Origin of the sequence: Sphingopyxis sp. L1A2A (genome assembly GCF_005502465.1) — a bacterium.
GTDB lineage: Bacteria > Pseudomonadota > Alphaproteobacteria > Sphingomonadales > Sphingomonadaceae > Sphingopyxis.
Genome location: NZ_SCOT01000031.1, coordinates 1 through 24,472, shown reverse-complemented (window position 1 = coordinate 24,472; position 24,472 = coordinate 1). Strand labels below are relative to the sequence as shown.

Sequence of the window (24,472 nt, the reverse complement as noted above, 5' to 3'; positions counted from 1 at the left end):
CGTTCATTCAGGCCGTGAGCGATCCCAGCTTTCGCTGGGATGACGATTAGCTTTTCGCCGTCGCCACCGCATAGAGCGCAACCGCCGCGGCGTTCGAGATATTCAGGCTTTCCATGCGCGGCGAGATCGGCAGTTTGGCCAGCACGTCGCAATGTTCCATGACATTGTGGCGCATGCCGTCGCCTTCGGAGCCGAGCACCAGCGCGACCTTGCTGCCGTCGAGGGTCGAGCCGAGCGTCGTTTCGGTGTCGCCCATCAGCCCGATGCGCCAATATTGCGCCTCGGCGATTTCCTCGAGCGCGCGCGACAGGTTGACCACCCGGACCCATGGCACGATTTCGAGCGCGCCCGAGGCCGAGCGCGCGATGACGCCGCTTTCGGGGGGGCTGTGGCGGTCCTGGGTGATGATCGCGGCGGCGTCGAAGGCGGCGGCCGAGCGCAACACCGCACCGATATTGTGCGGGTCGGTGACCTGGTCGAGGATGATCAGCGGCCGCTTGCTGTCGGCGTCGGATTCTTGCTGCAACAAATCGCCGAGATAAATGTCCTCGAGCGGGTCGACCTCGATCACCAGCCCCTGGTGCGGCGCGTCGCGGGCGACGAGTCGCGCGAGGTCGGTGACTTCGGCGTAAGAGATGGGGACGACCGGGGGCAGGTCGAGCTGCCCCAGCGCTTCGCGGGTGCCCCAGATGCGCTTGACGGTGCGTTCGGGGTTGGCGAGCGCGGCCAGCACGGCGTGACGCCCCCAGAAGCGGGTGGCCTGGCCACGCGGGTTTTGACCGGCGGGGCGACGATGACGGGAAATTTGACGCATAGCGCAGCGCCTTTCCCACGACTGCCATTGACAGGCAAGCATCGTTTCGCCATTGGACCGCTTCCCAAAGCGGACCCCATGGACAGGTGGCCGAGTGGTTAAAGGCAGCAGACTGTAAATCTGCCCGGGTTTCCGTACGCTGGTTCGAATCCAGCCCTGTCCACCACCCTCCGGCGCGGTTATTTCTTCTCCACCAGTTCGCGCAGCAGGAAGGCGTGGAGCATCGCGGCGCGGACCGCGTCTTCGGCATGGTCGGCGCCCACCGAATGGCCGCCCTCCAGATATTCGTGATAATAGACGCTGTTGCCCAGTTCCTTGAGCCGCGCCGCATATTTGCGGGCGTGGCCGGGGTGAACGCGATCGTCCTTGGTCGACAGATACAGGAAGATCGGCGGATAGGTTACGCCCTTGCGGATGCCCTGATAGGGCGAATATTTGGACAGGAAGGCCCAATCGGCAGGCACGTCGGGATCGCCATATTCGGCGACCCAGGACGCCCCGGCGAGCATCTTGTCATAGCGCCACATATCCTTGATCGGCGAACCCGAGATCACCGCGCCATAGAGGTCGGGGCGCTGGGTCATTGCCGCGCCGACCAGCACGCCGCCGTTCGAGCGGCCCGAGATCGCGATCTTGCCCTTGGCGCTGACCCCGGTTGCGACCAGATCTTCGGCCACCGCGTGCAGGTCGTCGAAGCTGTTCTGGCGTTTTTCGCGCAGCGCCGCCTGATGCCAGGCGGGGCCATATTCGCCGCCGCCGCGGATATTGGCGAGGACATAGGCATTGCCGCCCTCGACCCAGAACAGCCCGAGCGGACCGGCGCGGTACGGCTGGCCGGTCAGATAGCCCGGCGTCTGCACAGCGCGGAAACCGCCATAGGCGTGGACGAGCGCCGGGACGGGGCCGGTCGCGCCCCGCTTGCGGGCGAGGAAATAAGGAATTTTGGTGCCGTCCTTCGACGTCGCAAAGCGCTTTTCGACGCGCATATCGCTGGCGTCGAAGGTCGCTGGCAGGGTTTGCACCGACTGCGGCGGCTGGCCTTCGGACACGGCATAGAGGGTCGGCGGCATCAGCATCGTCTCGGCGGTCGCCAGCACGACGTCGCGCTTGCCGATCGTCCCCGCGATGCCGACGGTGGCATTGGCGGCGAGCGGTACCTCTTTCTGGCTCCATTGGCCCGTCGCGGGGTCGCGGCGTAGCGCGAACAATTTGCCCTCGACATCGTCGAGCGCCTTGACCCACAGGATCGTGTCGGTGGCGGCGACATTTTCGATCGCCTGCGCTTTGGTTGGCGTCATCGCGGTGACGATCGGCACCTGACGGTCGGCCGCCATGTCGGCGAGCGACAGTGAGACGAGCGAGCCCGCGGGGATGTTCGCCCAATCGCTGTTGAGGAAGATGATCAACTGGCCGTCGATGACGTCGCGCACGCTGGCGGTGTCGGGGACGATCGTCGAGATGTAGCGCGCGGCGTCGCTGCCGCGCAGCTTGATGTCGGCGGTGTAAAAGGTCTTGCCGCGGCTGATCATCGGCCAGCGTTTATCGCCGTCGGTGAAGGCAAAGACGCTCATGCTGACGTCTTCGGCCTCGCCCTCTGCCAAGGTTTCGGCGGCGGCCAGCGGCGTGCCGCGTTTCCAGCGTTTGACGATGCGCGGATAGCCCGACGCGGTCATGCTGCCCGCGCCATAATCGGTGGCGACGAGCAGGGTGTCGGCATCCTCCCAGGTTACGCTGCTCTTGGCCTGCGGCACGGTGAAGCCGTCCGCGACGAAGGTCCTGGTCGTGCGGTCCCATTCGCGCACGATGTCCGAATCGGTGCCGCCGGGACTGAGCGAAACGAGGCAGCGCGTGTAGGCGGGGGCGAGGCAGTCGGCGCCGTGCCACACCCAGCTTTGCTTTTCCGCCTTGCCCAGCGCATCGACGTCGATCAGCGTCGTCCATACCGGCTTGCCCGCGAGATACGCATCGAGCGGGCTTTGCCGCCACAGTCCGCGCGGGTTGGCGGCATCGCGCCAGAAATTGGTGATCGTATCGCCCATGACGTCGCCGGGCATCGCGATCTGGCGGTCGTCGTCGAGGATGCCGCGGGCGCGCTGGCGATCGGCCTCGAAGCCCGGACGGCCGGTGATCAGCGTGTCGGTCGCGGCATTTTCGCGCGCGACCCAGTCGAGCGCCTTTTTACCCTCGATGTCTTCCAGCCACAGATAGGGATCGGCTTCTTGCGCGACGGCAACGGCGCTGAACGAACAGCTGAGAGCAAGCGCGGCAAGGCTGGCGCGGATCATTCGGACATCTCCCCTGGGGCGTGGTGCCGCTGTGCTAGCAGCATTAGACACCGCAAGGGAAGCAGCGAGCCAACCCCTCCATCCGTTCGTGTCGAGCGAAGTCGAGACACCCATCGGAGCCGCGTAAGGTCGAGGGGCATCTCGACTTCGCTCGATGCGAACGGAATTCGGGGATTATTGATCGATGATGATCGTCCCCGGGTGATGCTTGTCGAGATGCTTTTTGATGATCTTGAGATTGCGCGTGTTCGAGCGGAAGAAAAAGTCGAAGGCGTCGCCGACCAGCGGCACCGCGCCCAGCGCCGTGTCGACCCCCAGATTGCCGACCATCCGCCAGATTTTCCATTTCGGCATGCCGAGGTTGCGCGCTTCCCAGATCAGATAGGCGCCCATCGTCGCGGCGATGATGTCGCCGACCACCGGGACCAGGCCGACGATCGCGTCGAGGCCGACCGGGCGGTTGATGCCGGGAATGACGAAGCTGCGTTCGAGCAGGATCTCCAGCGTCTCGACCCGCTTGCGCAGCGCCGCGGGATCGTTGCGGTTCTGGATCAGCGCGTCGAAAATGGCGTCGGGATTGGGCGGCGAGGGGGCCATGGGCGTGCTTTCATAAAGCGCCAGTATCGGCGCCGTCATTTTAGTTGGGAGCGGCGATCACATGATTCAATGGGTGCTGCGCGCGGGGGTTGGGACGCAGGCCGGTCAGCCGCTGCGCCGCGACCGACCAGCGCAGCGGGGTGGCGAGGGGGATGAAGGGGGTGTAGCGGGTCAGCACGACTTCGGCTTCGGTGATCTGCGCGGCGCGCTGGCCGACGTCGATGTTGCGCATCGCCTGTTCGATCAATTCCTGCGCTTCGCGATTGCACAGCGTGTCGCGCCGACACGACAGGCGGCGCAGCGCCCATAGTGCGTCATCATTGGGGGCAACCTCGTCGATCAGGCGCAGATCGGCGGTGGACGCCATGGCGACGCGGCGGCTCGGAACGCCGATCGCGGCGAAATCGGCCGCGACATAAGCGAAAAGGATGCGGCCGCCCGGCGAATCGGGGACGGCAATGCGCAGCGGTTCGATGTCGCGCCCGGCGGCGCGCCACGCATCGACGATGCGCTTTGCCTGCGCCTGCCGCGACGCATCGTCGTAATCGGCCCATGCCGGACGCAGCGGCGTCGGGCCGCTGTCGCGGGTGTGGACCGCGGGCCGCAGCGTCAGTTGCGGTTGCCATTCCTCCAGCCCAAAGGCTTCGACCAGCCGCTCGCGCCGGATGGCGCGCATCAGCGCGTCTCGATTGGCGTCGGTGGCCAGAAAGCCTTCGGCGCGAACGAACGACAGGCCGAACAGCCCGGGGGCGGGATCGACGACCAGTCGCGACCGGCCGATGTTCGACGCGGCGAAATAGGGCAGGGTGGAAAAGCGGCCGCCGATCACCGCGTCGGCATAACCATTTTTGAACCGGGCCAGCGCGCCGGCGGGCGAGGTGCCGGTGAGTTCGATCGACGCGGCGGGGTCGTTGGCGGCGGCTTCGGCGGCCTCGGGATCCTCCGCGAGCGGATCGGGAACGGGCGAGAGCAGGATGGCACGGCCGATCTTGCGCGCCCGCATCGGTCCCCAGCCCATGCCCTTGTTGACGATCGCCATCGACGGCTGCGCCAGCAATTCGAGGATCGCAGGCTGCGGCACTGACAGGCGGATTTCGATGACGGTGTCGGTCATCGCCCGGATCGTTTCGATCTCGGGAAAGTCATTTTTGAGGATATGGCGGCTGGCGGGCGCCAGATAGGCGCGCAGGATCGCCGCGACGTCCTGCGCCGTCACCTTGCGGCCGTTCGTCCATTTCGCTTCGCGCAGGCGGAAAATATAGCTTCGCCCATCGGTGGTGACGGTCCAGCGATCGGCGAGGCCGGTGTCGATCTGGCCCTCGCCATCATAGCTGACCAGCCCCTGCGCGGTTGCGTCGAGCAGCGCGGCATTGGTCGCCGATAATTCGCCGCCCAGCGGATTCGCGGCCGGATTGATCGCGCCCATCGCCGCCACCCGGACCGGTCCACGCTCGCCGAACAAGCCGCAGCTCGCCAGGGCGAACAGGGTCACGGCGGCCGCGGCGGCGGTCCGCCGCGGGTGTTTCGGTCTGTCTGGTGTTCGTACCATCGACCCTATCATAGAGATAAGGCGCGAAACCGGAAGGGACATCCGGGGCCCAGCGGCGCCGACCGTGATGCTGGTGCGGACGCCGGGACTTGAACCCGGATATCCAGAGGATGGCAGATTTTAAGTCTGCTGCGTCTACCGATTTCGCCACGTCCGCACAGGCGGTGCCGATCAAGCCGATGGGCCAGGGGAGGTCAAGCGATGTTTGCCGCTTCACCCGGCGATGCGGCTCGGCTAGACGGCGTGGCATGACAGCAGTTCTTGAAATTTCCGGCCTCGGCAAAACCTATAAAAGCGGCCACATCGCCCTTCGCGATGTCGATCTGAGCATCAACAAGGGCGAGATTTTTGCACTGCTCGGCCCGAACGGCGCGGGCAAGACGACGCTGATCAGCATCGTGTGCGGGATCGTGACCGCCAGCGCGGGGACGGTGACCGTCGCGGGGCATGATCATGCGCGTCACTATCGCGCCGCGCGGTCGATCATCGGGCTGGTGCCGCAGGAATTGCACACCGATGCGTTCGAGACGGTGCTGGCGACGGTGAGTTTTTCGCGCGGGCTGTTCGGCAAGCCGCGCGATGCCGCGTTCATCGAACAATTGCTGCGCGACCTGTCGCTGTGGGACAAGCGCGATGCCAAGATCATGGAACTGTCGGGGGGCATGAAGCGCCGCGTGATGATCGCCAAGGCGCTGAGCCACGAGCCCGAAATCCTGTTCCTCGACGAGCCGACCGCCGGGGTCGACGTCGAACTGCGCCGCGACATGTGGCAGATGGTGCACGGCCTGCGCGAACGCGGGGTGACGATCATCCTGACCACCCATTATATCGAGGAGGCCGAGGAAATGGCCGACCGCGTCGGGGTGATCACCGGCGGGCGGTTGATCCTGGTCGAGGAAAAGCACGCGCTGATCAAGAAACTGGGACGCAAGACGCTGACCCTCAACTTGGCCGAGCCGTTGCAGGCGGTGCCCGCGGAGCTGGCCGACTGGACGCTTGAACTGGCCGGCGACGGGCATGAGCTGGTCTATGAATTCGACAGCCAGGCCGAGGCGACCGGGGTGCCGTCGCTGTTGCGGCGGATGAGCGACATCGGGGTCGCGTTCAAGGATCTGCATACCAAGCAAAGCTCGCTCGAGGATATTTTCGTCGGGCTGGTCCACGAAACCAAGGGAGTCGCCGCATGACCGCGAATTGGCGCGGCGTGCGCGCAATCTATGCCTTTGAACTGGCGCGCTTTCGGCGCACCGTGTGGACCAGCCTGGCGCTGCCGGTGATCACCACGGCGCTGTACTTCGTCGTGTTCGGATCGGCGATCGGCAGCCGCATGAGCGAGGTCGGCAGCGTGCCCTATGGCGCGTTCATCGTTCCGGGGCTGATGATGCTGACGATGTTCACCGAAAGCATCAGCAATGCGTCGTTCGGCATCTATATGCCGAAATGGACGGGGACGATTTACGAGATGCTTTCGGCGCCGCTGTCGCCGCTGGAGACGGTGATTGCCTATGTCGGCGCGGCGGCGACCAAGTCGGTGATCATCGGGGCGATCATCTTTGCGACCGCGCATCTGTTCGTCGATGTCCAGGTCGCGCATCCGCTGTTGATGGTCGGCTTCATGCTGCTGATGGCGATCACATTCTGCCTGTTCGGGTTTATCATCGGCATCTGGGCGCAGAGTTTCGAGCAGTTGCAGGTGATCCCGATGCTCGTCATCTATCCGCTCACCTTCCTCGGCGGTGCGTTCTATTCGCTCGACATGCTGCCCGCGGCGTGGCGCACGGTGACGCTGTTTAACCCCGTCGTCTATTTGATCAGCGGCTTTCGCTGGACCTTCTTTGGCCAGGGCGACGTCGGGATCGGGGTGAGCATGGGCGCGGTCGCGCTGTTCCTGACGCTGTGCCTGGGCGTGATTTTCTGGATGTTCCGGACCGGCTATCGGTTGAAGAACTGACCGTCGATCAGCGGCCGAGGCAGCGTAGCAGGCCTTCTGCCGCTGCGATCTGATCGGCGTCGAGCCCGACGAGCGATTGCCGGGCCAGCGCAAAGCGGCGGTCGATGAGGCTTTCGACCATCGCAAAGCCTTTCGGCGTCAATTTCGCCGACAATCGGCGGCGATCCTGTGGCGAGGTGCCCCGCACGATCAGCCCGGCGCTTTCGAGCCGCCGCAAACAGGCGGTCATCGCCCCCGACGTCAGCAGCACATTATGCTGAAGCTGGGTCGGAGCGCTTTCATACGGCGGTCCCGAACGGCGCAGCGTCGCGAGCACGTCGAAGTCCGAATAGCTCATGCCATGGGCGCGCAGCAACTGCGACACCTCATGCTCATAGGTGCGGCCGAGCCGGATCATCCGCCCGACGATCTGCATCGCGTCGGCATCGGAACCCGGCCGCTCGCGCCGCCAGTCGGCGACCAAATCGTCAATCAGATCGGGCTTTGTCATCCGATGTACTGGTACAGCATGACAGGTCATTCCCTTGCAATAAATCTTTATATGAAGATAAATCAGCTTCGTGATATTTAGTTTGGAGAATGATCAGGTGCCAAGCGCGATTTCGACCCGGTTCCCGCATATGTTGCTGTCGTTGGCCGCGATGATGCCAGCGGTCGCGCCCGTCGCCGTCCAGGCCAGTCCGGCGTCCGCGGTCGTGCCGCCACCGGCGCTGCCGTCGCAGGCCGACGCTGACCGCCAGAAGCTGCAAGCGATGGACGCTTATCTGCAGGCGCAGGTCCGCAACGACATGTTCAGCGGTGTCGCGCTGGTGGCGCGCAATGGCGAACCCTTTTTCGTCAAAAGCTATGGCATGGCCAATTATGAATTGGGGGCGCCGAACACGGCGGAAAACACCTATTTGCTCGGGTCGATGGTCAAGCAGTTCACCGCGGTGGCGATCCTGCAATTGCAGGAGCAGGGGAAGCTGAAGGTCAGCGATCCGATTTGCCGCTATCTCGAAACCTGCCCGCAAAGCTGGCAAGGGATCACGCTGCATCAGCTGCTGACCCACACGTCGGGTATCCCCAATGTTTCGAGCCTGCCCAATTGGGACGAGAAGCTGGCGATGCTGAGCTACACCCGTCCCGAACTGGTGGCGCTGTTCCGCGACCTGCCGCTGGATTTCGCGCCGGGCGAAAAATTCGACTATTCCAATTCAGGATATATGCTGCTCGGGGCGATTGTCGAACGGGTTTCGGGGCTGCGGTACGATGACTATCTGGCCGAGAAACTCTTCAAACCCGCCGGCATGGCGCGCACCTATAGCGGCGAAACGCGCGCGCTGGTGCCCGGTCGCGCGACCGGATATTATTCGGTGGGGACCGATTTCATCAACGCGCGGCTGGTCAGTCCGACCGTCGACCTTGGCACCAGCGGCGTCTATTCGACGGTTGCGGATATGTTGCGGTGGGACAAGGCGCTCGCCGCCGATCGGCTGATCTCGCGCGCATCGCGCGACGCGATGTTCACCCCCGACAAGGGCGGCTATGGCTATGGCTGGTTCATGGCCGAAAGACATGGCCGAGGCGCCCAGTTTCATTCGGGCAGCGACAACGGCTTTTCGACCAATATCACCCGCTTTCCGGCGGATGCTTTGACCGTCATCATACTCAGCAACAGCGACCGGACCAACGCGGGGCGGGTGGGCAACGACCTGGCGGCGATCGCCTTTGGTGCCCCGTATAGATTGCCGGTCGAACAATTGGGCGATCTGCTGTGGAATATCATGCGCGATCGCGGTGTGGCGGCCGCCCTGGCGCACCATGCCGAACTCAAACGCACCGCGCCAACCGCCCATGATTTTGGCGACGAGACGCTCGTTACGATGGGCTACGACCTGTTCGAGGTGCGACGGTTGGCCGAAGCGAAGGCGGTGTTCGAATATAACCTCCGGCAATATCCGACGTCGGCGTACAGCTATGACGGGCTCGCCGATATTGCCGCGGTGAAGGGCGACAAGGCCGAGGCGATCGCGCTGTTTGAAAAGTCGCTGGGGATCGATCCCAAAAACGAATATGCGATCGATGGGCTGGCCCGGTTGCGCGCCGACGGCGCGAAGAAGCCCTGACGCGCCAGCGCGTCATGCCGAACCGCGGGCCGCCGAGAGAGAATCAGCGGCCACTCGGCCAAGCCCGCGACAGAATGAAGCGCCGCGTCCGCCATGTTGCGGCGCGGCGTTTCGATTCAACGGTTATATTCAGACGGAAACCGGCCCAAACTTAACGTCAGCGGCCAGACCGGGTGCCGGTCGAGCGATGCGCTCAGTCGTTCAGACGCTCGCGCATTTCCTTGCCGGGTTTGAAATAGGGCACATTTTTCGCCTTCACATCGACCGAGGCGCCGGTGCGCGGGTTGCGGCCGGTGCGCGATTCGCGCGAACGGGTCGAGAACGCCCCGAACCCACGCAGCTCGACGCGGCCCCCCGCCGCAAGCTGGTCGACGATGGAATCAAAAAACGTATCCACGATGCGTTCGACTTCGTCGATGCGCAAATCGCTGTTTTCACTCGCGATCTTCTGAACCAGTTCTGACCGGATCATTGGCTTCCCCTATTATAAGTCACGCGTTTCCCGCCGAAGCAGGCGTCCGGTCGTTGCCGGTCTTTTCCTTGCGTGAGACCCCTCCCAACGCGCGCAGAAGGTATCATGAATCACTGTCTGGTCAAAATATATCACTGAAAGAAAAAGGCCCGCAGAGGGACACTCTGCGGGCCTTTTCGTTCGTTTCGCTATGCAAGTTTGAAATTAATCTTTCTTGCCGGCTTTCAAGGCTTCGCCAAGGATGTCGCCGAGCGAGGCGCCCGAGTCCGACGAGCCATACTGAGCCACCGCCTGCTTCTCTTCGGCGATCTGCATCGCCTTGACCGAGAAGTTCGGCTTTTTCGAGCGGTCGAAGCCGATGACCATCGCATCGAACTTCTGACCGACCTGATAACGTTCGGCGCGCTGTTCGTCGCGGTCGCGGCCAAGGTCGGCGCGCTTGATGAAGCCAGTGGCGCCATCGTCGCCGGCCTGGACTTCGAGGCCGTTGTCGCGAACTTCGAGGACGGTGACGGTGATGACGTCGTTCTTCTTGACCGAACCGGCAGCGGCGGTGCCGCCGCCAACCGCGGGCGCACCCTTTTCAAGCTGCTTGATGCCGAGGCTGATGCGTTCCTTTTCGACATCGACGTCGAGTACGACGACCTGGACGGCCTCGCCCTTGCGATGGAGGTGCAGCGCTTCTTCGCCCGAGATGCCCCAAGCGATGTCCGACATGTGAACCATGCCGTCGACGTCGCCCGGCAGGCCAACGAACAGACCGAATTCGGTCGCGTTCTTGACTTCGCCTTCGACGACCGAGCCGACCGGATGGTCATCGGCGAACGCGCCCCAGGGGTTCGACTGAGCCTGCTTGAGACCCAGCGAGATGCGGCGCTTGTCGCTGTCGACTTCGAGGACGATGACATCGACTTCCTGGCTGGTCGAAACGATCTTGCCGGGGTGGACGTTCTTCTTGACCCACGACATTTCGCTGACGTGGACCAGGCCTTCGATGCCGGCTTCGAGTTCGACGAACGCGCCGTAATCGGTGATGTTCGTGACCACACCCGACAGCTTGGCGCCGACCGGATATTTGGCGGCAACGCCTTCCCACGGATCGCTTTCAAGCTGCTTCATGCCCAGGCTGATGCGCTGGGTGTCGCGGTTGATGCGGATGATCTGGACGCGGACGGTGTCACCGATGTTGATGACTTCGCTCGGGTGGTTGACGCGCTTGTAGCTCATGTCGGTGACATGGAGCAGGCCGTCGATGCCGCCGAGGTCAACGAACGCACCATAATCGGTGATGTTCTTGACGGCGCCTTCGATGATCTGACCTTCTTCCAGGTTCAGGATCAGGCCCGAGCGCTGTTCGGCGCGCGTTTCTTCGAGGATGGCGCGGCGCGACACGACGATGTTGCCGCGGCGGCGATCCATCTTGAGGATCTGGAACGGCTGCGGCAGGTCCATCAGCGGGCCGACATCGCGCACCGGGCGGATATCGACCTGCGAGCCGGGCAGGAACGCCACGGCGCCGCCGAGGTCGACGGTGAAGCCGCCCTTGACCCGGCCAAAGATGACGCCTTCGACGCGTGCTTCCTTGTTGAATTCTTCTTCCAGGCGGTCCCAGGCGGCTTCGCGGCGGGCGCGATCGCGCGACAGCATGGTTTCGCCATTGGCGTTTTCGACGCGGTCGACATAGACTTCGACTTCGTCACCGACGTTGATGTCGGCTTTCTGGCCCGGCATGGCGAATTCGCGCAGCGGTACGCGGCCTTCGCTCTTCAGGCCGATGTCGATCACTGCCAGGTCGTTTTCAATCGCGGTCACGGTGCCCTTGACGACGCGGCCTTCAAAGCCGCCGTCGGCACCACCAAGCGATTCATCGAGCATCGCGGCGAAATCGTCGCGCGTCGGGAAAGCCGTAGTGGCCATAGAGAGTGTTTCCTTACTTCATTTGTTCCGGCCAAGCGGTTGGTTCCGCTGGTCTTAATGGCCGATATGTCCCGCCCGCCGGATGCGATGCAGAACATCCTTCGGACCTGTTCGGACGGGGCAGGGCAAAGCAAAATGGGCGCGACGAGGTCGCCCCGTCACGCCCGACGCTCCAGATTGGGGCGGCGGTTTGTCCGTGCCTCGACCGGCTGACAGGCCCGTCGGACCGGGCGCCTATAGTCCGCAAACCCGCCAAAGGCAAGGTCGAAAGCCCGTTCAGCCGCGGCGGTTCAGACGGTCTTCGACGAACGCGATGGCGGCGGCGATCGCCGCGTCGCGGGGCATGTCGCTGTTGTCGAGCAGCATCGCGTCGGGGGCGCGGCGCAGCGGCGCATCGGCGCGGCCGGTATCGCGGGCATCGCGGGCGTGGACGTCGGCCAGCACCGCGTCATAGGTCACCGCGACGCCGCGCGATAACATCTCGGCATGGCGGCGGCGGGCGCGCTCATCGGGGCTGGCGGTGACGAACAGCTTGGCGTCGGCGTGCGGGGCGATGACGGTGCCGATGTCGCGGCCGTCGAGTATGGCGCCGCCGGGCTGATTGGCAAAGTCGACCTGACGCTGCAACAGCGCGGCGCGCACCTGCGGGTGCACCGACACGCGGCTGGCGAGGCCGCCGGTGGTTTCGTAGCGCAGCGCCGGATCGCCCAGCAGGCTGTCGGGGAAGGCACACGCGGCAAGCGCGTCGGCGGCGTTGTCGGCGTCGCCATGGTCCAGCTGGGTCTGATAGCCGACGGCGCGATAGAGCAGCCCGGTGTCGAGCACCGGCAGCCCGAAATGATCGGCGAGCGCGCGGGCGATGGTGCCTTTGCCCGATGCGGTCGGCCCGTCGACGGCGATGATCATCAATTGCCCTGAAATGCGTCGATACGCACGAATGTCAGCTGGTTATCGGGGCCGAACAGCAATTTGATCCAGCCGTCGGGTTTGAACGACCCGCCACAAGACGATATGCCTTCGCCTTCGCCCGCCTGGCCGGGTTCCAGGCAGTCGATCGCGATTTCGGGCAGGAAGGCGCGGACGCGCGCCATGACATCGGGCCGCGCGCGGGCGGTGCCGATATTCAGCGCGGCAATGTCGCGGTTGCCGACTTCAGTCGCGTTGATAATTTTGATCGCGGTGACCTCGCCAAAAATGATGTGGCGGACGCCGGCGCGATCCTGCCATTCGCAATCGATCGCGGTTTCGGAGCAATCCTTTTCGTTGACCAGGCGGCCGATCTTTTTGGGGTCGGTCGCCCGGTTGAGCGCAAAGGGTGAAAAGCTGGCGTCGGCGCGCGCCAGAGGATCGGCGATGGCGGGTTTGGCGTGAGCGGCCTGGGCACCAACCAGCAGCGCGAGGGCGGCGCAGGCCGATGCGGCGGCGTTGCGGCGGATCGTCATGACTGCAATTCTCCCAACAGCGTTTCAAAGTTGGGGAAACTTGTCGCCACCGGGGCCATGTCGTCAATCGTCACCGGTGACCCGGTGACAAGTCCGGCGACCGCAAAGCTCATGCAAATGCGATGGTCGAGGTGGCCGGCGACGGTGGCGCCGCCGGGGAGCGGGTCGCCGCCGGTGCCGTCGATGATCAGGCCGTCCTCGGTCTCGGTGACGCGCGCGCCGATCGCTTTGAGCCCGGTCGCCATCACCGCGAGCCGGTCGCTTTCCTTGACGCGCAGTTCGTCGAGGCCAGAGGTTGTCGTGCGGCCCTGTGCCAGCGCCGCGGCGACGAACAGGATCGGGAATTCGTCGATCATGCTGGGCGCGACGGCGGGATCGACCGCGATGCCGGTCAGCGCGCTGTGGCGGACGCGCAGGTCGGCGACGGGCTCGCCGCCGACGTCGCGCGGGTCGATCGCTTCGATGTCGCCGCCCATCTGGCGCAGCACGTCGATCAGCCCGGCGCGGGTCGGGTTCAGCCCGACATTGGTGATGGTGACGTCCGAACCGGGGACCAGCAGCGCCGCGATGATGAAGAATGCCGCCGACGACGGATCGCCGGGAACGACGATCGTCTGCGGCTTCAGCTCCGCCTCGCCAACAATGCGAATGTGGCGGGTGCCGTTGGCAGCGGTTTCGACGGTCAGGTCGGCGCCGAAGCCGCGCAGCATCCGCTCGCTGTGATCGCGGGTCGGCACGGGTTCGATGACTTCGGTGATGCCGGGGGTGTTGAGCCCGGCGAGCAGCACCGCGCTCTTCACCTGCGCCGAGGCGACGGGCAGGCGGTAGGCGAGGGGGATGGCGGGGGCGAGGCCGCGCACCATCAGCGGCAGGCGGCCCCCCGGTGACGCGGTGATGTCGGCGCCCATCTGGCCCAGCGGATCGATGACGCGGCCCATCGGGCGGCCCGACAGGCTGGCGTCGCCCAAAAAAGTGGCGGTGATCGGATGGCTGGCGACCAGCCCCATCAGCAGCCTGGTCGAGGTGCCGCTGTTGCCCATGTCGAGCGCGTCGCGCGGCTGGAGCAGCCCGCCGACGCCGACGCCGTCGATCACCCATTCGCCGTCGGCGCGGCGTTCGATGCTGGCGCCCATCGCCCGCATCGCGGCGGCGGTGGCGAGCACGTCATGCCCTTCGAGCAGGCCGGTGACGCGGCTTGTCCCCACCGCCAGGGCCGACAACATCAGCGAGCGATGCGAGATGCTTTTGTCGCCCGGGATCGCGATCCTGCCGGTGAGCGGAGCGGAGGCGGAAAAGCTGCGGGGGGTGGTGGTGGGATCGGTCATGGCGAGCGGCTTTTGACAGCGCCCTTACAATCTGGCAAGGCGCACGCCGATTTGATGGATGCCGCGCAGGCAACCGTCGCTTTCCACACATTTTATTCTGTTTCCAGAAGGTTACGAGGCATATATGATCAAGGCTGAATGGGGCACGAAACGCAGCTGCCCGAAATGCGCCACGCGATTCTATGATTTGACCAAGGATGATCCGATCAACTGCATCAATTGCGGTTACAACTGGATCCCGGAATCGGTGCTGAAATCAAAGCAGCCGATGCCGTTCGAGGTCGAAAAGCCCGGCAAGGCCGTGAAGGAAGAGGTCGTCGTCGACGAGGATCTGGATCTGGACGTCGATGTCGACGAAGACAATGATTCGCCCGACAATGACGTCGACCTGGGCGGTGACGATGATCTGGGCGTCGCGACGGCGGACGACGACGACGTCGAAACCTGATTTTTGCGGTGCGGGGTCCAAAAGGCATCGAAAGATGCATTTGGCCCCTTGCATCGACCGCCCGCACTGGTAAAGGCGGCAACCCGATCGCAGCAGCCATGATGGTGAGAGCGATCCAGCGAAGATGTGGGGCCTTAGCTCAGCTGGGAGAGCGCCTGCATGGCATGCAGGAGGTCAGCGGTTCGATCCCGCTAGGCTCCACCACTTCTTCAAAAGGGTCCGCGAAAGCGGGCCTTTTTTGTTGGGCGCGGGATGTGGGCGCGTTGGCCATGTCGCGGTCCGCAATGGGATGGTGAGCGGCCCTACGCCCTCCTCGTCATTCCCGCGAAAGCGGGAACCCAGCGCGCAACGCTGGCTTGCTGGATTCCCGCTTTCGCGGGAATGACGAAGGGAAGAGAGAGCGTCCGCAATCGGTTGAAACCAGTCAGCGCGGCCCGATCGCGGGCGTCCTTACCCGGCCACCTCGTCAAACAGCGGTTCCAGCGCGATCGGATCGGCCAGCGTGATGCGGTCGAGGATCGAGGCGGTGTCGTCGCGCACTTTCAGCATCAGGCTGCGTAGCCGACATTCGGATTCGGGCAGGCAATTTTTGCAATGTTCGTGCGCGTTGCGCGCCGCGCAGGGGACGAGTGCGAGCGAGCCGCGGGTCAGGCGGACGAGGTCGCCATAGCTGATGTCGATCGGCGGCAGCGCGAGCTGATAGCCGCCGTCGCGCCCGCGCTGCGAAATCAGCAGGCCTTCGCGCGCCATTTCGGACAGGATGACGGTCAGGAATTTGGGCGGGATATTCTGCGCCTCCGCAATATCCGCCAGCTGCACCTGCCCCTTGCCCCAATGATCGGCAAGATGCTGGAACGCGCGGATCGTATAACGGGTCTTTTGCGAAAGCATGGCGGGTTACTGTGACATATTCAGGCTTAATTCAACCTGTGTGGATGAGATTTCGCCAAGAGTTGATGAAAATCACAGCGGGTGGCATGAACACGGGATACAAGCGCCGCCAAGATGCTGTTTGTGGCGATGATTTGGGGGTAAGCGGATGATGCGTAAGGTCTGGGGTGCTCCGGCGGTGTTGGCCGCCTGTCTGTTGGCGGTTGCCCCCGCGCAGGCGCAGTTCGGCAGCCTGCTGCGCAAGGTGACGACCCCGGCGCCGAAACCCAGCGAAGAAGGCAATGGCGGCTGTCCCAAAGGCAAGAAGGGCAGCAGCATCGGGCGCAACATCCTGGGCAATGTGCTCAACGATGCGGTCGGTGATGCGGCGAGCAAGGCGGGCGTCTATAGCTATGTGCCGATCGGCGAAGTCAGCGGGACGCTGACCGACGCGATCGCGTGCCGACTCGACCCCGCCGAGCAGGTCCAGGCCGCCGCAGCCACCGAAGAGGTCACGCGCGGCGAAGCGGTCGGCGCCACATCGAACTGGACCAGCGCGACGCGGCCCGAGGTGAGTGGATCGTCGACCGTCGCGGCGCGTAACGACCTGGCCGACGGCACCCGCTGCATGAACGTCACCGACATCATCATTGTCGAGGGCGAGGAAACGCGGGTCAGCAAGCGGATGTGCAAGGAACCGGGTGCATCGCGCTATGTCCTTGCCGCCTAGGATCGCCCGGATCGCGTTGGCCGCGGGGTTGCTCGCCAGCCTGACCGGCGCCGCCAAGGTCAAGATGGACCCCGCCAACCCGACCTGCCCGCTGACCCCCGACTGGTCGGCCAACCCGACGATGAAACTGACCCCGGTGGTCAAGGGCGGCGCCAAGGTGCTGCTGGCCGAGGGGCGGATCGATGCGGGGCTGCCCGACCGTTTGAAAGCCGCGCTGGCCGCCAATCCCGATGTCGGCGAAGTGTGGCTGCGTTCACAGGGCGGCGACGCGCGCGCGGGCAATGCGGCGGGGCGGATCATCCGTTCAAACTTTGGCCTGACGACGCGCATTCCGGCGGGCTGGGCGTGCTTCAGCGCGTGCAATTTCATTTTCATGGGCGGGCAGCCGCGGGTCATCGATCCGGGCGGGCTGTTCATCGTCCATATGTTCACGCGCACCGGCGACCGCAGCACGATCGACATGAGCGTCGCGATGGGCACCGACGCGACGCGCGAGCTGATCGGCGACATCGAGCAGGACGCCGCGCTGCTCGCGAGCGAGGATAATGATTTCCTGATCCGCATGGGGGTGTCGCGCAAGCTCTTGACCGAAGTGATGTATCAGCAAAAGGCGCTGGCGAACGATGAGGACAAATCGACGCGGCGGTGCCTGACGCAGGCCGAGGTCAGATCGTACAACGTTGCAAATAACAACGAATAGGATAGGCTGGCCTCAAAGACAGGAGAGGCTGCCATGAACGAGATGACGCACGACCATGCGACCTTCCGCTCGATGATCGACGGAACGCAGGAAGATTGGGACATCATCGCGCGCGAACAAAAGGAATTCGCGCCGCAGAATGGCAAGCGCATCCTGGAGCATCTGAAGCTGCTCGGCGGCGATTATGGCGGGTTTCCGGTCGACCGGCTCGAGCATTGTCTGCAAACCGCGACCAGAGCGCACAGAGATGGCCGCGACGAGGAATATGTCGTGATGGCGCTGCTCCACGACATCGGCGACACGCTGGGCGCGTTCAACCATCCCGACGTCGCGGCGGCGATTTTGAAGCCGTTCCTGTCCGAAGAAAATCTGTGGATCGTCCAGCACCACGGGATTTTCCAGGGCCATTATTTCTTCCACTACATCGGCCTCGACCGCGACATGCGCGACCAGTTCCGTGACAGCCCGCATTATGCGGCGTGCGCCCTATTCTGCGAGAAATATGACGCGCCGGCGTTTGACCCCGCCTATGCCAGCGAGCCGCTGGAATTTTTCGAGCCGATGGTGATGCGGGTCTGCGGCTATCCGAAGAACAGCATCTACAAAAAGGTGATGGTCGAGGAAGCGGCGGAGTAGAATAGGCGTCGCCCCAGCGGAAGCTGGGGCCGCTGGCAGCCTTACCCGTCACCGCTCCGTCGACCGACAGCGATCCCAGCTTTCGCTGGGATGACGCACTTTCTCACTTCCCCTTGAACGCCGTCTTCCGCTTCTGAACAAACGCCATGATACCCTCGGCTGCGTCGGCGCTGCCCGCCGCGATGAACTGCCCCTTCGCCTCGGCATCGAGCGTGTCGGCGTAGCTTTGCGACAGGCCGTCGCGCAGCACCTTGCGCATCGTGCCGAGCGAGACCGTCGGGCCGTTCGCGAGGCGCGCCGCCAGCGCGCGGGCTTCGGTCAGCAGGTCGGCGTCGTCGACGCATTTATAGACCATGCCCCAGTCGGCGGCCTGTTCGCCCGAAATTTTCTCGCCCAGCATCATCATCTGCGTCGCGCGCGGCAGGCCGATCAGGCGCGGCAGCAGCCATGACGAGCCGCCGTCGGGGACCAGCCCGATATTGACGAAGGCCTGGAGGAAATAGGCGCTTTTGCCCGCGATCGTGAAATCGCCCGACAGCGCAAAGCTGCAACCCACGCCTGCGGCCGGTCCGTTGACCGCGGTGACGACCGGAATGTCGAGATTGGCGAGCGCGAGCAGCATCGGGTTATAATGGTTGCGCAGCGCCTTGCGGCTGTTGGCGCCGCCGCCGACCGCCGACGCCGCGCGGTCGCCGCCCAGATCGGCGCCCGAACAGAAACCGCGCCCTTCGCCGGTGATCAGCAGCGCGCGGGCGCCAAGCAGCGGCAGATAGTCGAGCGCGCTGCGGATATCGTCGGCCATCGCGGGCGGCATCGAATTAAGCCGGTCGGGACGGTTGAGCGTGATCGTCGCGACATTGTCGGCGATTTCCAGCTTGATCGTGTCGAAGGTGGGGATGTCGGTCATGGGAAGGATCCTCTCGCAGGCGCTTTACCTTTACGTTCACGTAAAGGTGTGACTCATTTGCGGCGCGAGTGCAAGAGGGAAGGGGTGGCCATGCATCTCTGCTCCTAGTTCCGTTCGTGTCGAGCGAAGTCGAGACACCCGTCGGCCTTACGCTACGCCGACGGGTGTCTCGACTTCGCTCGACACGAACGGAAACACGAACCTCAGATATCATCTACGCTGACTTCGCCAACCCACCAGCCCCTTCCCACGCCGCCGCGCCGCTGCTAGGCGCGCGCCATGCTAGCTCCCCATCCTGACCGCCGCACCTTTGCCATCATCTCGCATCCCGACGCGGGCAAGACCACGCTGACCGAGAAATTGCTCGTCGCGGGCGGCGCGATCCATATCGCGGGCGAGGTCAAGGCGCGGGGGCAGGCGCGGCGCGCGCGGTCCGACTGGATGAAGATCGAGCAGCAGCGCGGGATTTCGGTGACCTCGTCGGTGATGACGTTTGAACATGCCGGGCTGATCTTCAACCTGCTCGACACCCCGGGGCACGAGGATTTCAGCGAGGATACCTATCGCACCCTGACCGCGGTCGACAGCGCGGTGATGGTGATCGACGCCGCCAAGGGCATCGAACCGCAGACGCTGAAACTGTTCGAGGTTTGCCGCCTGCGCTCGGTGCCGATCATCACCTTTATCAACAAGGTCGATCGCGAGGGGCTGCCGCCGTTTGAATTGCTCGACGAGGTCGCCGACCGGCTGGCGCTCGACGTGTGTCCGATGAACTGGCCCGCGGGCATGGGCGGGCAATTTGAGGGAATCTACGACCTCGTCGATCCGGCGATCATGCGGCCGGGCGGCGATGCTTCGCGGATGTACGAAGGGCACCGCGCCAAGGTGACGGGGCTCGACGATCCGGCGCTGGCGCAGGAATTGAGCGCCGCCGCGCTCGCGCACCTCAAGGAAGAAACCGAGCTGGCGTCGGCCTGTTATGCGCCGTTCGACGGCGCGGCCTATCGCGGCGGCGACCTGACCCCGGTGTATTTCGGATCGGCGCTCAAGGAATTCGGCGTCGTCGATCTGCTCGCCGCGCTCGCCAACCACGCGCCGGGGCCGCAGCCGCAGCCTGCCGAACCGGCGCCGGTCGAACCGACCGACGATGCCGTCACCGGTTTCGTGTTCAAGGTGCAGGCGAATATGAACCCCGCGCACCGCGACCGCATCGCGTTCATGCGGCTGTGTTCGGGCAAGTTCGAGCGCGGGATGCGCTTGATGCAGGGCGGGACGGGCAAGGCGATCGCGATCAGCCGCCCGATGCTGTTCCTGGCGCAGGACCGCGAAATGGCCGAGGAAGCGTGGCCGGGCGACATCATCGGCATCCCGAACCACGGCACGCTGCGCGTCGGCGACACCTTGTCCGAACGCACCGACATCACGATCACCGGGCTGCCCAATTTTGCCCCCGAATTGCTGCGCCGCGTGGCGCTGGTCGATCCGACCCAGACCAAGAAATTGCGCAAGGCGCTCGACGACATGGCCGAGGAGGGGATTATTCAGGTCTTCTACCCCGAAATCGGCGCGAACATGATCGTCGGCGTCGTCGGCCAGTTGCAGCTGGAAGTGCTGATCAGCCGCCTCGACGCCGAATATAAGGTCGAGGCGAAGCTGGAGCAGTCGCCGTGGGAAACCGCGCGCTGGATCGCGTGCGACGATCCCATGAAGCTCAAGACGTTTCAGTCCGAACACCGCGGCGCCAGCGCGACCGACCGCGACGGCGCGCCGGTGTTCATGGCCAAGGACGGGTGGGAAGTGGGCTATATCACCCAGCGCAATCCGGATATCCGGTTTACGGCGACCAAGGAGCGGCGGTTGGGGGCTTTGGCGGTCTAGCCTGATTTGTCGCCCCAACCCAACTCGTCGCCCCAGCGAAAGCTGGGGCCGCTATCGTCATAGCTGAACGCCAGCGATCCCAGCTTTCGCTGGGATGACGATGCTTAAATCAGGCTCAATAGATCGTTGGACGCTGCGGGGGCCTCATCCGCCTCATCCTCCTCCCCCTCGAACTTGCTCAGCGTCAGCCCCAGCAGCCGGATGCCCTGTTCGGTCGGCAGCAGCGGTGCCAAAATTGCCTCGCCCGCCGCCAGCAGCGCGGCGCCATCGAGGATCGGCGCCGCCACCGATTTCGCGCGCGTGATCGTTTTGAAATCGGCGTAGCGCAGCTTCAGCGTCACCGTCCGTCCGCGCGCACCTTTCTTGGCGGCGCGATCCCAAACCACGGTGCAGACATGCGCCAGCGCCTCGCGGATTTCGGTGTCGGTCGTGAGGTCGTTGAAAAAGGTGCGCTCGCCGCCGAGCGATTTCAGCGGCCGGTTCGACTTGACCCGCCGATGGTCGATGCCGCGCGCCAGATTGAACAGCCATTCGGCGCTGTTGCCGAAATTTTCCGCCAGCCACAGCGGGTCTTTGCCCGCCAGATCGGCGCCCGAAAACACCCCGAGTCCCTCCATCTTCGCCGCGGTCACCGGGCCGATGCCGTGAAAGCGGCGGATCGACAATGTTTGGACAAAGGCGGCGCCCCTGCCCGGCGGAATGACGGTCAGCCCGTCGGGCTTGTTTTGATCCGACGCCAGCTTGGCGATGAACTTATTATACGACACACCCGCCGAAGCGGTGAGACCGGTTTCGTCGCGGATGCGGCGGCGGATCAGCTTCGCGGTCGCGGTCGCGCTGCCCAGCCCGGCCTTGTCGGCGCTGACGTCGAGATAGGCTTCGTCGAGCGACAGCGGCTCGACCTCGTCGGCATAGTCGTGGAAAATCGCGCGGATCTGGTGCGACACTTCGCGATAGGCGTCGAAGCGCGGGGGGACGAAGATGAGGTCGGGGCATTGGCGCTTGGCGGTGATGCTGGGCATCGCCGAGCGGACACCGAATTTGCGCGCTTCGTAACTGGCGGCGGCGACCACCCCGCGCCGCGACGAACCGCCGACGGCGACGGGTTTACCGCGCAGCGCCGGGTCGTCGCGCTGTTCGACCGACGCGTAAAAGGCATCCATGTCGACATGGATGATCTTGCGGACCGGGGCGTCCGTCGGCGTGTCGGGGGCAAGGTCTGCGGCAACTTCCACGCGCGCAGCCTAGCATGTTGCCACGATGTTCTCAACGACGCGGTTGACGCCAGACTTGACGAAGATGGGGCAAGATGGCAATCGCCGCCGACCTTGGTGAGCGGGTATAGCATAGTGGTAATGCTCTAGCCTTCCAAGCTAGCTAGGCGGGTTCGATTCCCGCTACCCGCTCCAACTCGCTGTTCGTCGACGTTCGTATTCGTCTGGACAGTTCCCAAAAATCCCCGGTATATAGCGGTTGTGAGGCCGCAGTCGTTCGTCCCCGTTCATGCAGAGCCACCAGTCGGTGGGGGTATGATTGGGGGGCGTCGGTAAATGGCCAATGCGATACCCCCGCGAGTGGGGGTATCCTGTGGGGACTTTCCCCGGGAGGCTCGATAAGCAAATGGCCCTGACTGACTTGGCAATCCGGAACGCAAAGCCGGGTCCGAAGCCGATCAAATTGGCAGATGGCGCAGGCATGTTTCTGCTAGTGACACCGGCGGGAGGCAAGCTTTGGCGGCTCAAATATCGCATAGACGGGCGCGAAAAGTTGCTGGCAATTGGCGCCTATCCGGAGATCGGCCTCAGCGACGCCCGTAAACGGCGTGATGAGGCGCGAACCATGATCGCGCTAGGCAAGGATCCCTCCCGCGAAAAGCAGCGCGATAAGCTGCGTTCACGTAAGCAGGCAGCTGATACCTTTACCGCCATCGCCGACGAATATTGCGCCAAGCGCAGGCGCGACGGTGAGAAGGGATGGGCGGCCGCCACTGCCACCCGGAGCGAATATCTTCTGTCTCTGCTGAACAGTAGCATTGGGCGATTGGCCATTGCCGAGATTGAGCCCGCCGACATTCTGGGCGCAGTTCGCAAGATTGAAGGCAAGGGTAATCTCGAAAGCGCACGGCGCACTCTGCAACTGGCGAGCATGGTGTTTCGGTACGCCGTGGCGACTGCTCGCCTCGGCTCCGACCCTACTCGCGATCTACGCGGCGCACTTACTGCGCCCACAGTCACGCACTACGGGGCTATCACGGATGGGCGCCGCGTTGGCGAACTGCTGCGGGCGATTGATGGGTATGATGGGCAGGGGCATACGAAGCTAGCTATGCAGATCGCCCCGCATGTATTCGTCCGCCCGGGAGAGTTGCGCCATGCTGATTGGAGCGAGATTGATCTGGACAATGCCCTTTGGAGCATCCCGCCTGAGAAGATGAAAATGCGTAGGACACATCATGTACCGCTGTCACGCCAAGCATTGGCGCTGTTCAAGGAAACGCGATCGATCACCGGTCCGAGCGGTTACGTCTTTCCGTCGATACGGTCTCGTGCGCGACCAATGAGTGAGAACACCATTAATGCCGGGTTGCGGAGGCTGGGATACACTAGCCAGGAAATGACCGCACACGGGTTTCGCGCGATGGCATCGACTCTCTTAAACGAGTCCGGAAAATGGCATCCCGACGCAATCGAGCGCGCGCTGGCGCATGGCGACAGCGATAAGGTGCGCGCTGCCTATCATCGCGGCGCGCATTGGGATGAGCGTGTGGTGATGGCGCAATGGTGGAGCGATTATCTTGATCGATTGCGTGTTGGGTCAGAGGCAACAGCATGAGGCGAGCAACCCTGAGATTCAAGTCATGCAGTGTTATGCCCCGTGTTGGGGGGCCACTGACCCAACCAGCTAGCAGGTGAGCAGTATACCGCAGTTTCGACGGTCAAGATCAAACTCTGGATTCATATTTCATGTACCGAGTTTGCGGGTTAATTTGAGCCCGGTGCTTGTAACTCTCAATCCCATGAGCAAGGATAGGTCTTTCAGGGACCACCGATGAATCCAAAGCAGTTGAAGAGCGTGAAACGGCTCAGCAATTCGGCGTTTCACCGTTTGCCGCTTAGGACCTTTATCCGTTTCATAGATGGCCCGCGCTGGCCAGAACGACTGCATCGTATACGTAAGTGGCTTGGGCAAATCGGTAAGGTCCTTGTCGGAAATCCTCATGCGCCGATAGACCGGGTTGCTATTGTCCAGCTTATCAGTTCGCTTCGTTCGGTACCCCTTCAATTTTTTCAGCCGCTTGAGCACGGTAACCATTTCGCCTGCGGCTACGAGGTGGATGTGGAGCTGCCACACATCTTTGCTCGGCTCGTACTCACCGTGCATCGACGCGAATATGAAGCCGCTACTCCCGGTCGCCCCGCAACTGTTGAGTGCCTTCCGAAATCTTTCCATAAATTTGACGGGGTCCACTTGATTGAGGTCTAAGCCGGAAATGTCCCATCCTTGCGGGATGATTGTCGCGGTTACGATTGGCGCAATTCCGCACGTCTCGACAAGCTTCCATAGCTGGCCTCCCACCGCATTGCGCCTTGCTCGATAGTGGAGTGCTGACGCTAAGGTTGTTGGATGGTCTTCGCCGGAAGAAGTGGATAGCATGTCAGCAAGCTGAGCCGCCGCCTTTACGTCGATCACGTCCGGAAATTTTGCAGCACATCGCCGCAGACTCATTGCTTGCGGATTCCGACGATCCCGCGCAGGGATACCGACATGATCACGCGCATCGTTCCGATCTGATCCCGCGCGGGATTCCGATCTGATGCCGCGCACGGCTCAGAGCCGTCATCG

The 24,472-nt window shown here is 63.7% G+C and carries 23 protein-coding genes and 4 tRNA genes; 12 read left to right on the top strand and 15 right to left on the bottom strand.

Features of this window, described 5'->3' with window-relative positions:
• Nucleotides 1–46: 46 nt before the first annotated feature.
• Nucleotides 47–814, bottom strand: a complete 768-nt coding sequence (gene rlmB / locus FFS68_RS14410) for a 23S rRNA (guanosine(2251)-2'-O)-methyltransferase RlmB (protein ID WP_137753889.1) — start codon at nt 812–814, stop codon at nt 47–49.
• 80 nt (nt 815–894) lie between these two features.
• Between rlmB and FFS68_RS14405 the strand changes: the two genes are divergently transcribed.
• A tRNA-Tyr gene (locus FFS68_RS14405) sits at nt 895–980 on the top strand.
• A gap of 13 nt (nt 981–993) precedes the next feature.
• On the opposite strand, the gene FFS68_RS14400 is transcribed toward FFS68_RS14405, so the two are convergent.
• From FFS68_RS14400 to FFS68_RS14385, 4 genes are all read right to left on the bottom strand, one after another.
• A complete protein-coding gene (locus FFS68_RS14400) occupies nt 994–3,099 on the bottom strand; it encodes a prolyl oligopeptidase family serine peptidase (RefSeq protein ID WP_137753888.1) in 2,106 nt (701 codons plus the stop codon).
• 174 nt (nt 3,100–3,273) lie between these two features.
• Complete coding sequence (locus tag FFS68_RS14395; protein ID WP_137753887.1) at nt 3,274–3,696, bottom strand: DUF4112 domain-containing protein; 423 nt, start codon at nt 3,694–3,696, stop codon at nt 3,274–3,276.
• Nucleotides 3,697–3,736: 40 nt separating this feature from the next.
• Nucleotides 3,737–5,188 carry an ABC transporter substrate-binding protein gene (locus tag FFS68_RS14390; protein ID WP_249340171.1) on the bottom strand — a complete coding sequence of 484 codons (1,452 nt, stop codon included), beginning with the start codon at nt 5,186–5,188 and terminating at the stop codon, nt 3,737–3,739.
• A gap of 128 nt (nt 5,189–5,316) precedes the next feature.
• A tRNA-Leu gene (locus FFS68_RS14385) sits at nt 5,317–5,402 on the bottom strand.
• Between the two features lie 91 nt (nt 5,403–5,493).
• Between FFS68_RS14385 and FFS68_RS14380 the strand changes: the two genes are divergently transcribed.
• Both FFS68_RS14380 and FFS68_RS14375 read left to right on the top strand, forming a co-directional pair.
• The gene (locus FFS68_RS14380) at nt 5,494–6,432 is read left to right on the top strand and encodes an ABC transporter ATP-binding protein (protein ID WP_137753885.1); all 939 of its coding nucleotides are present in this window, start codon (nt 5,494–5,496) and stop codon (nt 6,430–6,432) included.
• Entirely contained in the window at nt 6,429–7,196 is a 768-nt protein-coding gene (locus tag FFS68_RS14375; RefSeq protein WP_137753884.1) for an ABC transporter permease, read from the top strand. The genes FFS68_RS14380 and FFS68_RS14375 overlap by 4 nt, the downstream gene beginning before the upstream one ends.
• Before the next feature lie 7 nt (nt 7,197–7,203).
• Here FFS68_RS14375 and FFS68_RS14370 read toward each other — a convergent pair whose 3' ends face one another.
• The gene (locus FFS68_RS14370; protein ID WP_171003895.1) at nt 7,204–7,686 is read right to left on the bottom strand and encodes a MarR family transcriptional regulator; all 483 of its coding nucleotides are present in this window, start codon (nt 7,684–7,686) and stop codon (nt 7,204–7,206) included.
• Between the two features lie 70 nt (nt 7,687–7,756).
• On the opposite strand from FFS68_RS14370, the gene FFS68_RS14365 reads away from it, so the two are divergent.
• The gene (locus tag FFS68_RS14365; RefSeq protein WP_171003894.1) at nt 7,757–9,304 is read left to right on the top strand and encodes a serine hydrolase domain-containing protein; all 1,548 of its coding nucleotides are present in this window, start codon (nt 7,757–7,759) and stop codon (nt 9,302–9,304) included.
• Nucleotides 9,305–9,497: 193 nt separating this feature from the next.
• Here FFS68_RS14365 and FFS68_RS14360 read toward each other — a convergent pair whose 3' ends face one another.
• The 5 genes from FFS68_RS14360 to aroA form a co-directional block, all read right to left on the bottom strand.
• Nucleotides 9,498–9,776, bottom strand: coding sequence for an integration host factor subunit beta (locus tag FFS68_RS14360; protein ID WP_137753881.1), 279 nt, complete (start codon nt 9,774–9,776; stop codon nt 9,498–9,500).
• Nucleotides 9,777–9,980: 204 nt separating this feature from the next.
• Entirely contained in the window at nt 9,981–11,693 is a 1,713-nt protein-coding gene (rpsA, locus tag FFS68_RS14355; RefSeq protein ID WP_137753880.1) for a 30S ribosomal protein S1, read from the bottom strand.
• A 276-nt stretch (nt 11,694–11,969) separates the two neighbouring features.
• Entirely contained in the window at nt 11,970–12,599 is a 630-nt protein-coding gene (locus tag FFS68_RS14350) for a d(CMP) kinase (protein ID WP_137753879.1), read from the bottom strand.
• Nucleotides 12,599–13,135: a hypothetical protein gene (locus FFS68_RS14345; RefSeq protein ID WP_137753878.1), complete on the bottom strand. Its 537-nt coding sequence runs from the start codon at nt 13,133–13,135 to the stop codon at nt 12,599–12,601. Before FFS68_RS14345 ends, FFS68_RS14350 begins: the two co-directional genes overlap by 1 nt.
• Nucleotides 13,132–14,460 (bottom strand): 3-phosphoshikimate 1-carboxyvinyltransferase, encoded by a 1,329-nt coding sequence (gene aroA / locus FFS68_RS14340; protein WP_137753877.1) that lies wholly within the window; start codon nt 14,458–14,460, stop codon nt 13,132–13,134. The genes FFS68_RS14345 and aroA overlap by 4 nt, the downstream gene beginning before the upstream one ends.
• 124 nt (nt 14,461–14,584) lie before the next feature.
• Here aroA and FFS68_RS14335 point away from each other — a divergent pair, with 124 nt between their 5' ends.
• Both FFS68_RS14335 and FFS68_RS14330 read left to right on the top strand, forming a co-directional pair.
• Nucleotides 14,585–14,908 (top strand): TIGR02300 family protein, encoded by a 324-nt coding sequence (locus tag FFS68_RS14335; RefSeq protein WP_137753876.1) that lies wholly within the window; start codon nt 14,585–14,587, stop codon nt 14,906–14,908.
• A 128-nt stretch (nt 14,909–15,036) separates the two neighbouring features.
• A tRNA-Ala gene (locus tag FFS68_RS14330) sits at nt 15,037–15,112 on the top strand.
• 246 nt (nt 15,113–15,358) lie between these two features.
• Here the strand turns inward: FFS68_RS14330 and FFS68_RS14325 are convergent.
• Entirely contained in the window at nt 15,359–15,799 is a 441-nt protein-coding gene (locus FFS68_RS14325) for an Rrf2 family transcriptional regulator (RefSeq protein WP_137753875.1), read from the bottom strand.
• 148 nt (nt 15,800–15,947) lie between these two features.
• On the opposite strand from FFS68_RS14325, the gene FFS68_RS14320 reads away from it, so the two are divergent.
• From FFS68_RS14320 to FFS68_RS14310, 3 genes are read left to right on the top strand one after another with little or no spacing between them, the layout of a single operon-like run.
• Nucleotides 15,948–16,508 carry a hypothetical protein gene (locus FFS68_RS14320; protein ID WP_249340170.1) on the top strand — a complete coding sequence of 187 codons (561 nt, stop codon included), beginning with the start codon at nt 15,948–15,950 and terminating at the stop codon, nt 16,506–16,508.
• Nucleotides 16,492–17,208, top strand: coding sequence for a hypothetical protein (locus FFS68_RS14315; RefSeq protein WP_249340169.1), 717 nt, complete (start codon nt 16,492–16,494; stop codon nt 17,206–17,208). Before FFS68_RS14320 ends, FFS68_RS14315 begins: the two co-directional genes overlap by 17 nt.
• 33 nt (nt 17,209–17,241) lie before the next feature.
• Nucleotides 17,242–17,844, top strand: a complete 603-nt coding sequence (locus FFS68_RS14310; protein ID WP_137753874.1) for an HD domain-containing protein — start codon at nt 17,242–17,244, stop codon at nt 17,842–17,844.
• 103 nt (nt 17,845–17,947) lie between these two features.
• Here the strand turns inward: FFS68_RS14310 and FFS68_RS14305 are convergent, their stop codons facing one another.
• Nucleotides 17,948–18,751, bottom strand: a complete 804-nt coding sequence (locus FFS68_RS14305; protein ID WP_137753873.1) for an enoyl-CoA hydratase-related protein — start codon at nt 18,749–18,751, stop codon at nt 17,948–17,950.
• A 279-nt stretch (nt 18,752–19,030) separates the two neighbouring features.
• Between FFS68_RS14305 and FFS68_RS14300 the strand changes: the two genes are divergently transcribed.
• A complete protein-coding gene (locus tag FFS68_RS14300; RefSeq protein WP_137753872.1) occupies nt 19,031–20,629 on the top strand; it encodes a peptide chain release factor 3 in 1,599 nt (532 codons plus the stop codon).
• Between the two features lie 104 nt (nt 20,630–20,733).
• Here FFS68_RS14300 and dinB read toward each other — a convergent pair whose 3' ends face one another.
• The gene (dinB, locus tag FFS68_RS14295) at nt 20,734–21,864 is read right to left on the bottom strand and encodes a DNA polymerase IV (protein ID WP_137753871.1); all 1,131 of its coding nucleotides are present in this window, start codon (nt 21,862–21,864) and stop codon (nt 20,734–20,736) included.
• A gap of 100 nt (nt 21,865–21,964) precedes the next feature.
• Here dinB and FFS68_RS14290 point away from each other — a divergent pair.
• Both FFS68_RS14290 and FFS68_RS14285 read left to right on the top strand, forming a co-directional pair.
• A tRNA-Gly gene (locus tag FFS68_RS14290) sits at nt 21,965–22,038 on the top strand.
• Between the two features lie 211 nt (nt 22,039–22,249).
• Entirely contained in the window at nt 22,250–23,461 is a 1,212-nt protein-coding gene (locus FFS68_RS14285) for an integrase arm-type DNA-binding domain-containing protein (protein ID WP_137753870.1), read from the top strand.
• Between the two features lie 129 nt (nt 23,462–23,590).
• Here FFS68_RS14285 and FFS68_RS14280 read toward each other — a convergent pair whose 3' ends face one another.
• On the bottom strand, nt 23,591–24,319 hold the full coding sequence (locus FFS68_RS14280; RefSeq protein WP_137753869.1) for a hypothetical protein: 729 nt from the start codon (nt 24,317–24,319) through the stop codon (nt 23,591–23,593).
• Nucleotides 24,320–24,472: the final 153 nt, after the last annotated feature.

Coding starts and splice junctions, on each gene's coding strand:
- rlmB (WP_137753889.1), bottom strand. CDS start 814: ATGCGTCAAATTTCCCGTCATCGTCGCCCCGCCGGTCAAAACCCGCGT.
- FFS68_RS14400 (WP_137753888.1), bottom strand. CDS start 3,099: ATGATCCGCGCCAGCCTTGCCGCGCTTGCTCTCAGCTGTTCGTTCAGC.
- FFS68_RS14395 (WP_137753887.1), bottom strand. CDS start 3,696: ATGGCCCCCTCGCCGCCCAATCCCGACGCCATTTTCGACGCGCTGATC.
- FFS68_RS14380 (WP_137753885.1), top strand. CDS start 5,494: ATGACAGCAGTTCTTGAAATTTCCGGCCTCGGCAAAACCTATAAAAGC.
- FFS68_RS14375 (WP_137753884.1), top strand. CDS start 6,429: ATGACCGCGAATTGGCGCGGCGTGCGCGCAATCTATGCCTTTGAACTG.
- FFS68_RS14370 (WP_171003895.1), bottom strand. CDS start 7,686: ATGACAAAGCCCGATCTGATTGACGATTTGGTCGCCGACTGGCGGCGC.
- FFS68_RS14360 (WP_137753881.1), bottom strand. CDS start 9,776: ATGATCCGGTCAGAACTGGTTCAGAAGATCGCGAGTGAAAACAGCGAT.
- rpsA (WP_137753880.1), bottom strand. CDS start 11,693: ATGGCCACTACGGCTTTCCCGACGCGCGACGATTTCGCCGCGATGCTC.
- FFS68_RS14350 (WP_137753879.1), bottom strand. CDS start 12,599: ATGATCATCGCCGTCGACGGGCCGACCGCATCGGGCAAAGGCACCATC.
- FFS68_RS14345 (WP_137753878.1), bottom strand. CDS start 13,135: ATGACGATCCGCCGCAACGCCGCCGCATCGGCCTGCGCCGCCCTCGCG.
- aroA (WP_137753877.1), bottom strand. CDS start 14,460: ATGACCGATCCCACCACCACCCCCCGCAGCTTTTCCGCCTCCGCTCCG.
- FFS68_RS14335 (WP_137753876.1), top strand. CDS start 14,585: ATGATCAAGGCTGAATGGGGCACGAAACGCAGCTGCCCGAAATGCGCC.
- FFS68_RS14325 (WP_137753875.1), bottom strand. CDS start 15,799: ATGCTTTCGCAAAAGACCCGTTATACGATCCGCGCGTTCCAGCATCTT.
- FFS68_RS14320 (WP_249340170.1), top strand. CDS start 15,948: ATGATGCGTAAGGTCTGGGGTGCTCCGGCGGTGTTGGCCGCCTGTCTG.
- FFS68_RS14315 (WP_249340169.1), top strand. CDS start 16,492: ATGTCCTTGCCGCCTAGGATCGCCCGGATCGCGTTGGCCGCGGGGTTG.
- FFS68_RS14310 (WP_137753874.1), top strand. CDS start 17,242: ATGAACGAGATGACGCACGACCATGCGACCTTCCGCTCGATGATCGAC.
- FFS68_RS14305 (WP_137753873.1), bottom strand. CDS start 18,751: ATGACCGACATCCCCACCTTCGACACGATCAAGCTGGAAATCGCCGAC.
- FFS68_RS14300 (WP_137753872.1), top strand. CDS start 19,031: ATGCTAGCTCCCCATCCTGACCGCCGCACCTTTGCCATCATCTCGCAT.
- FFS68_RS14285 (WP_137753870.1), top strand. CDS start 22,250: ATGGCCCTGACTGACTTGGCAATCCGGAACGCAAAGCCGGGTCCGAAG.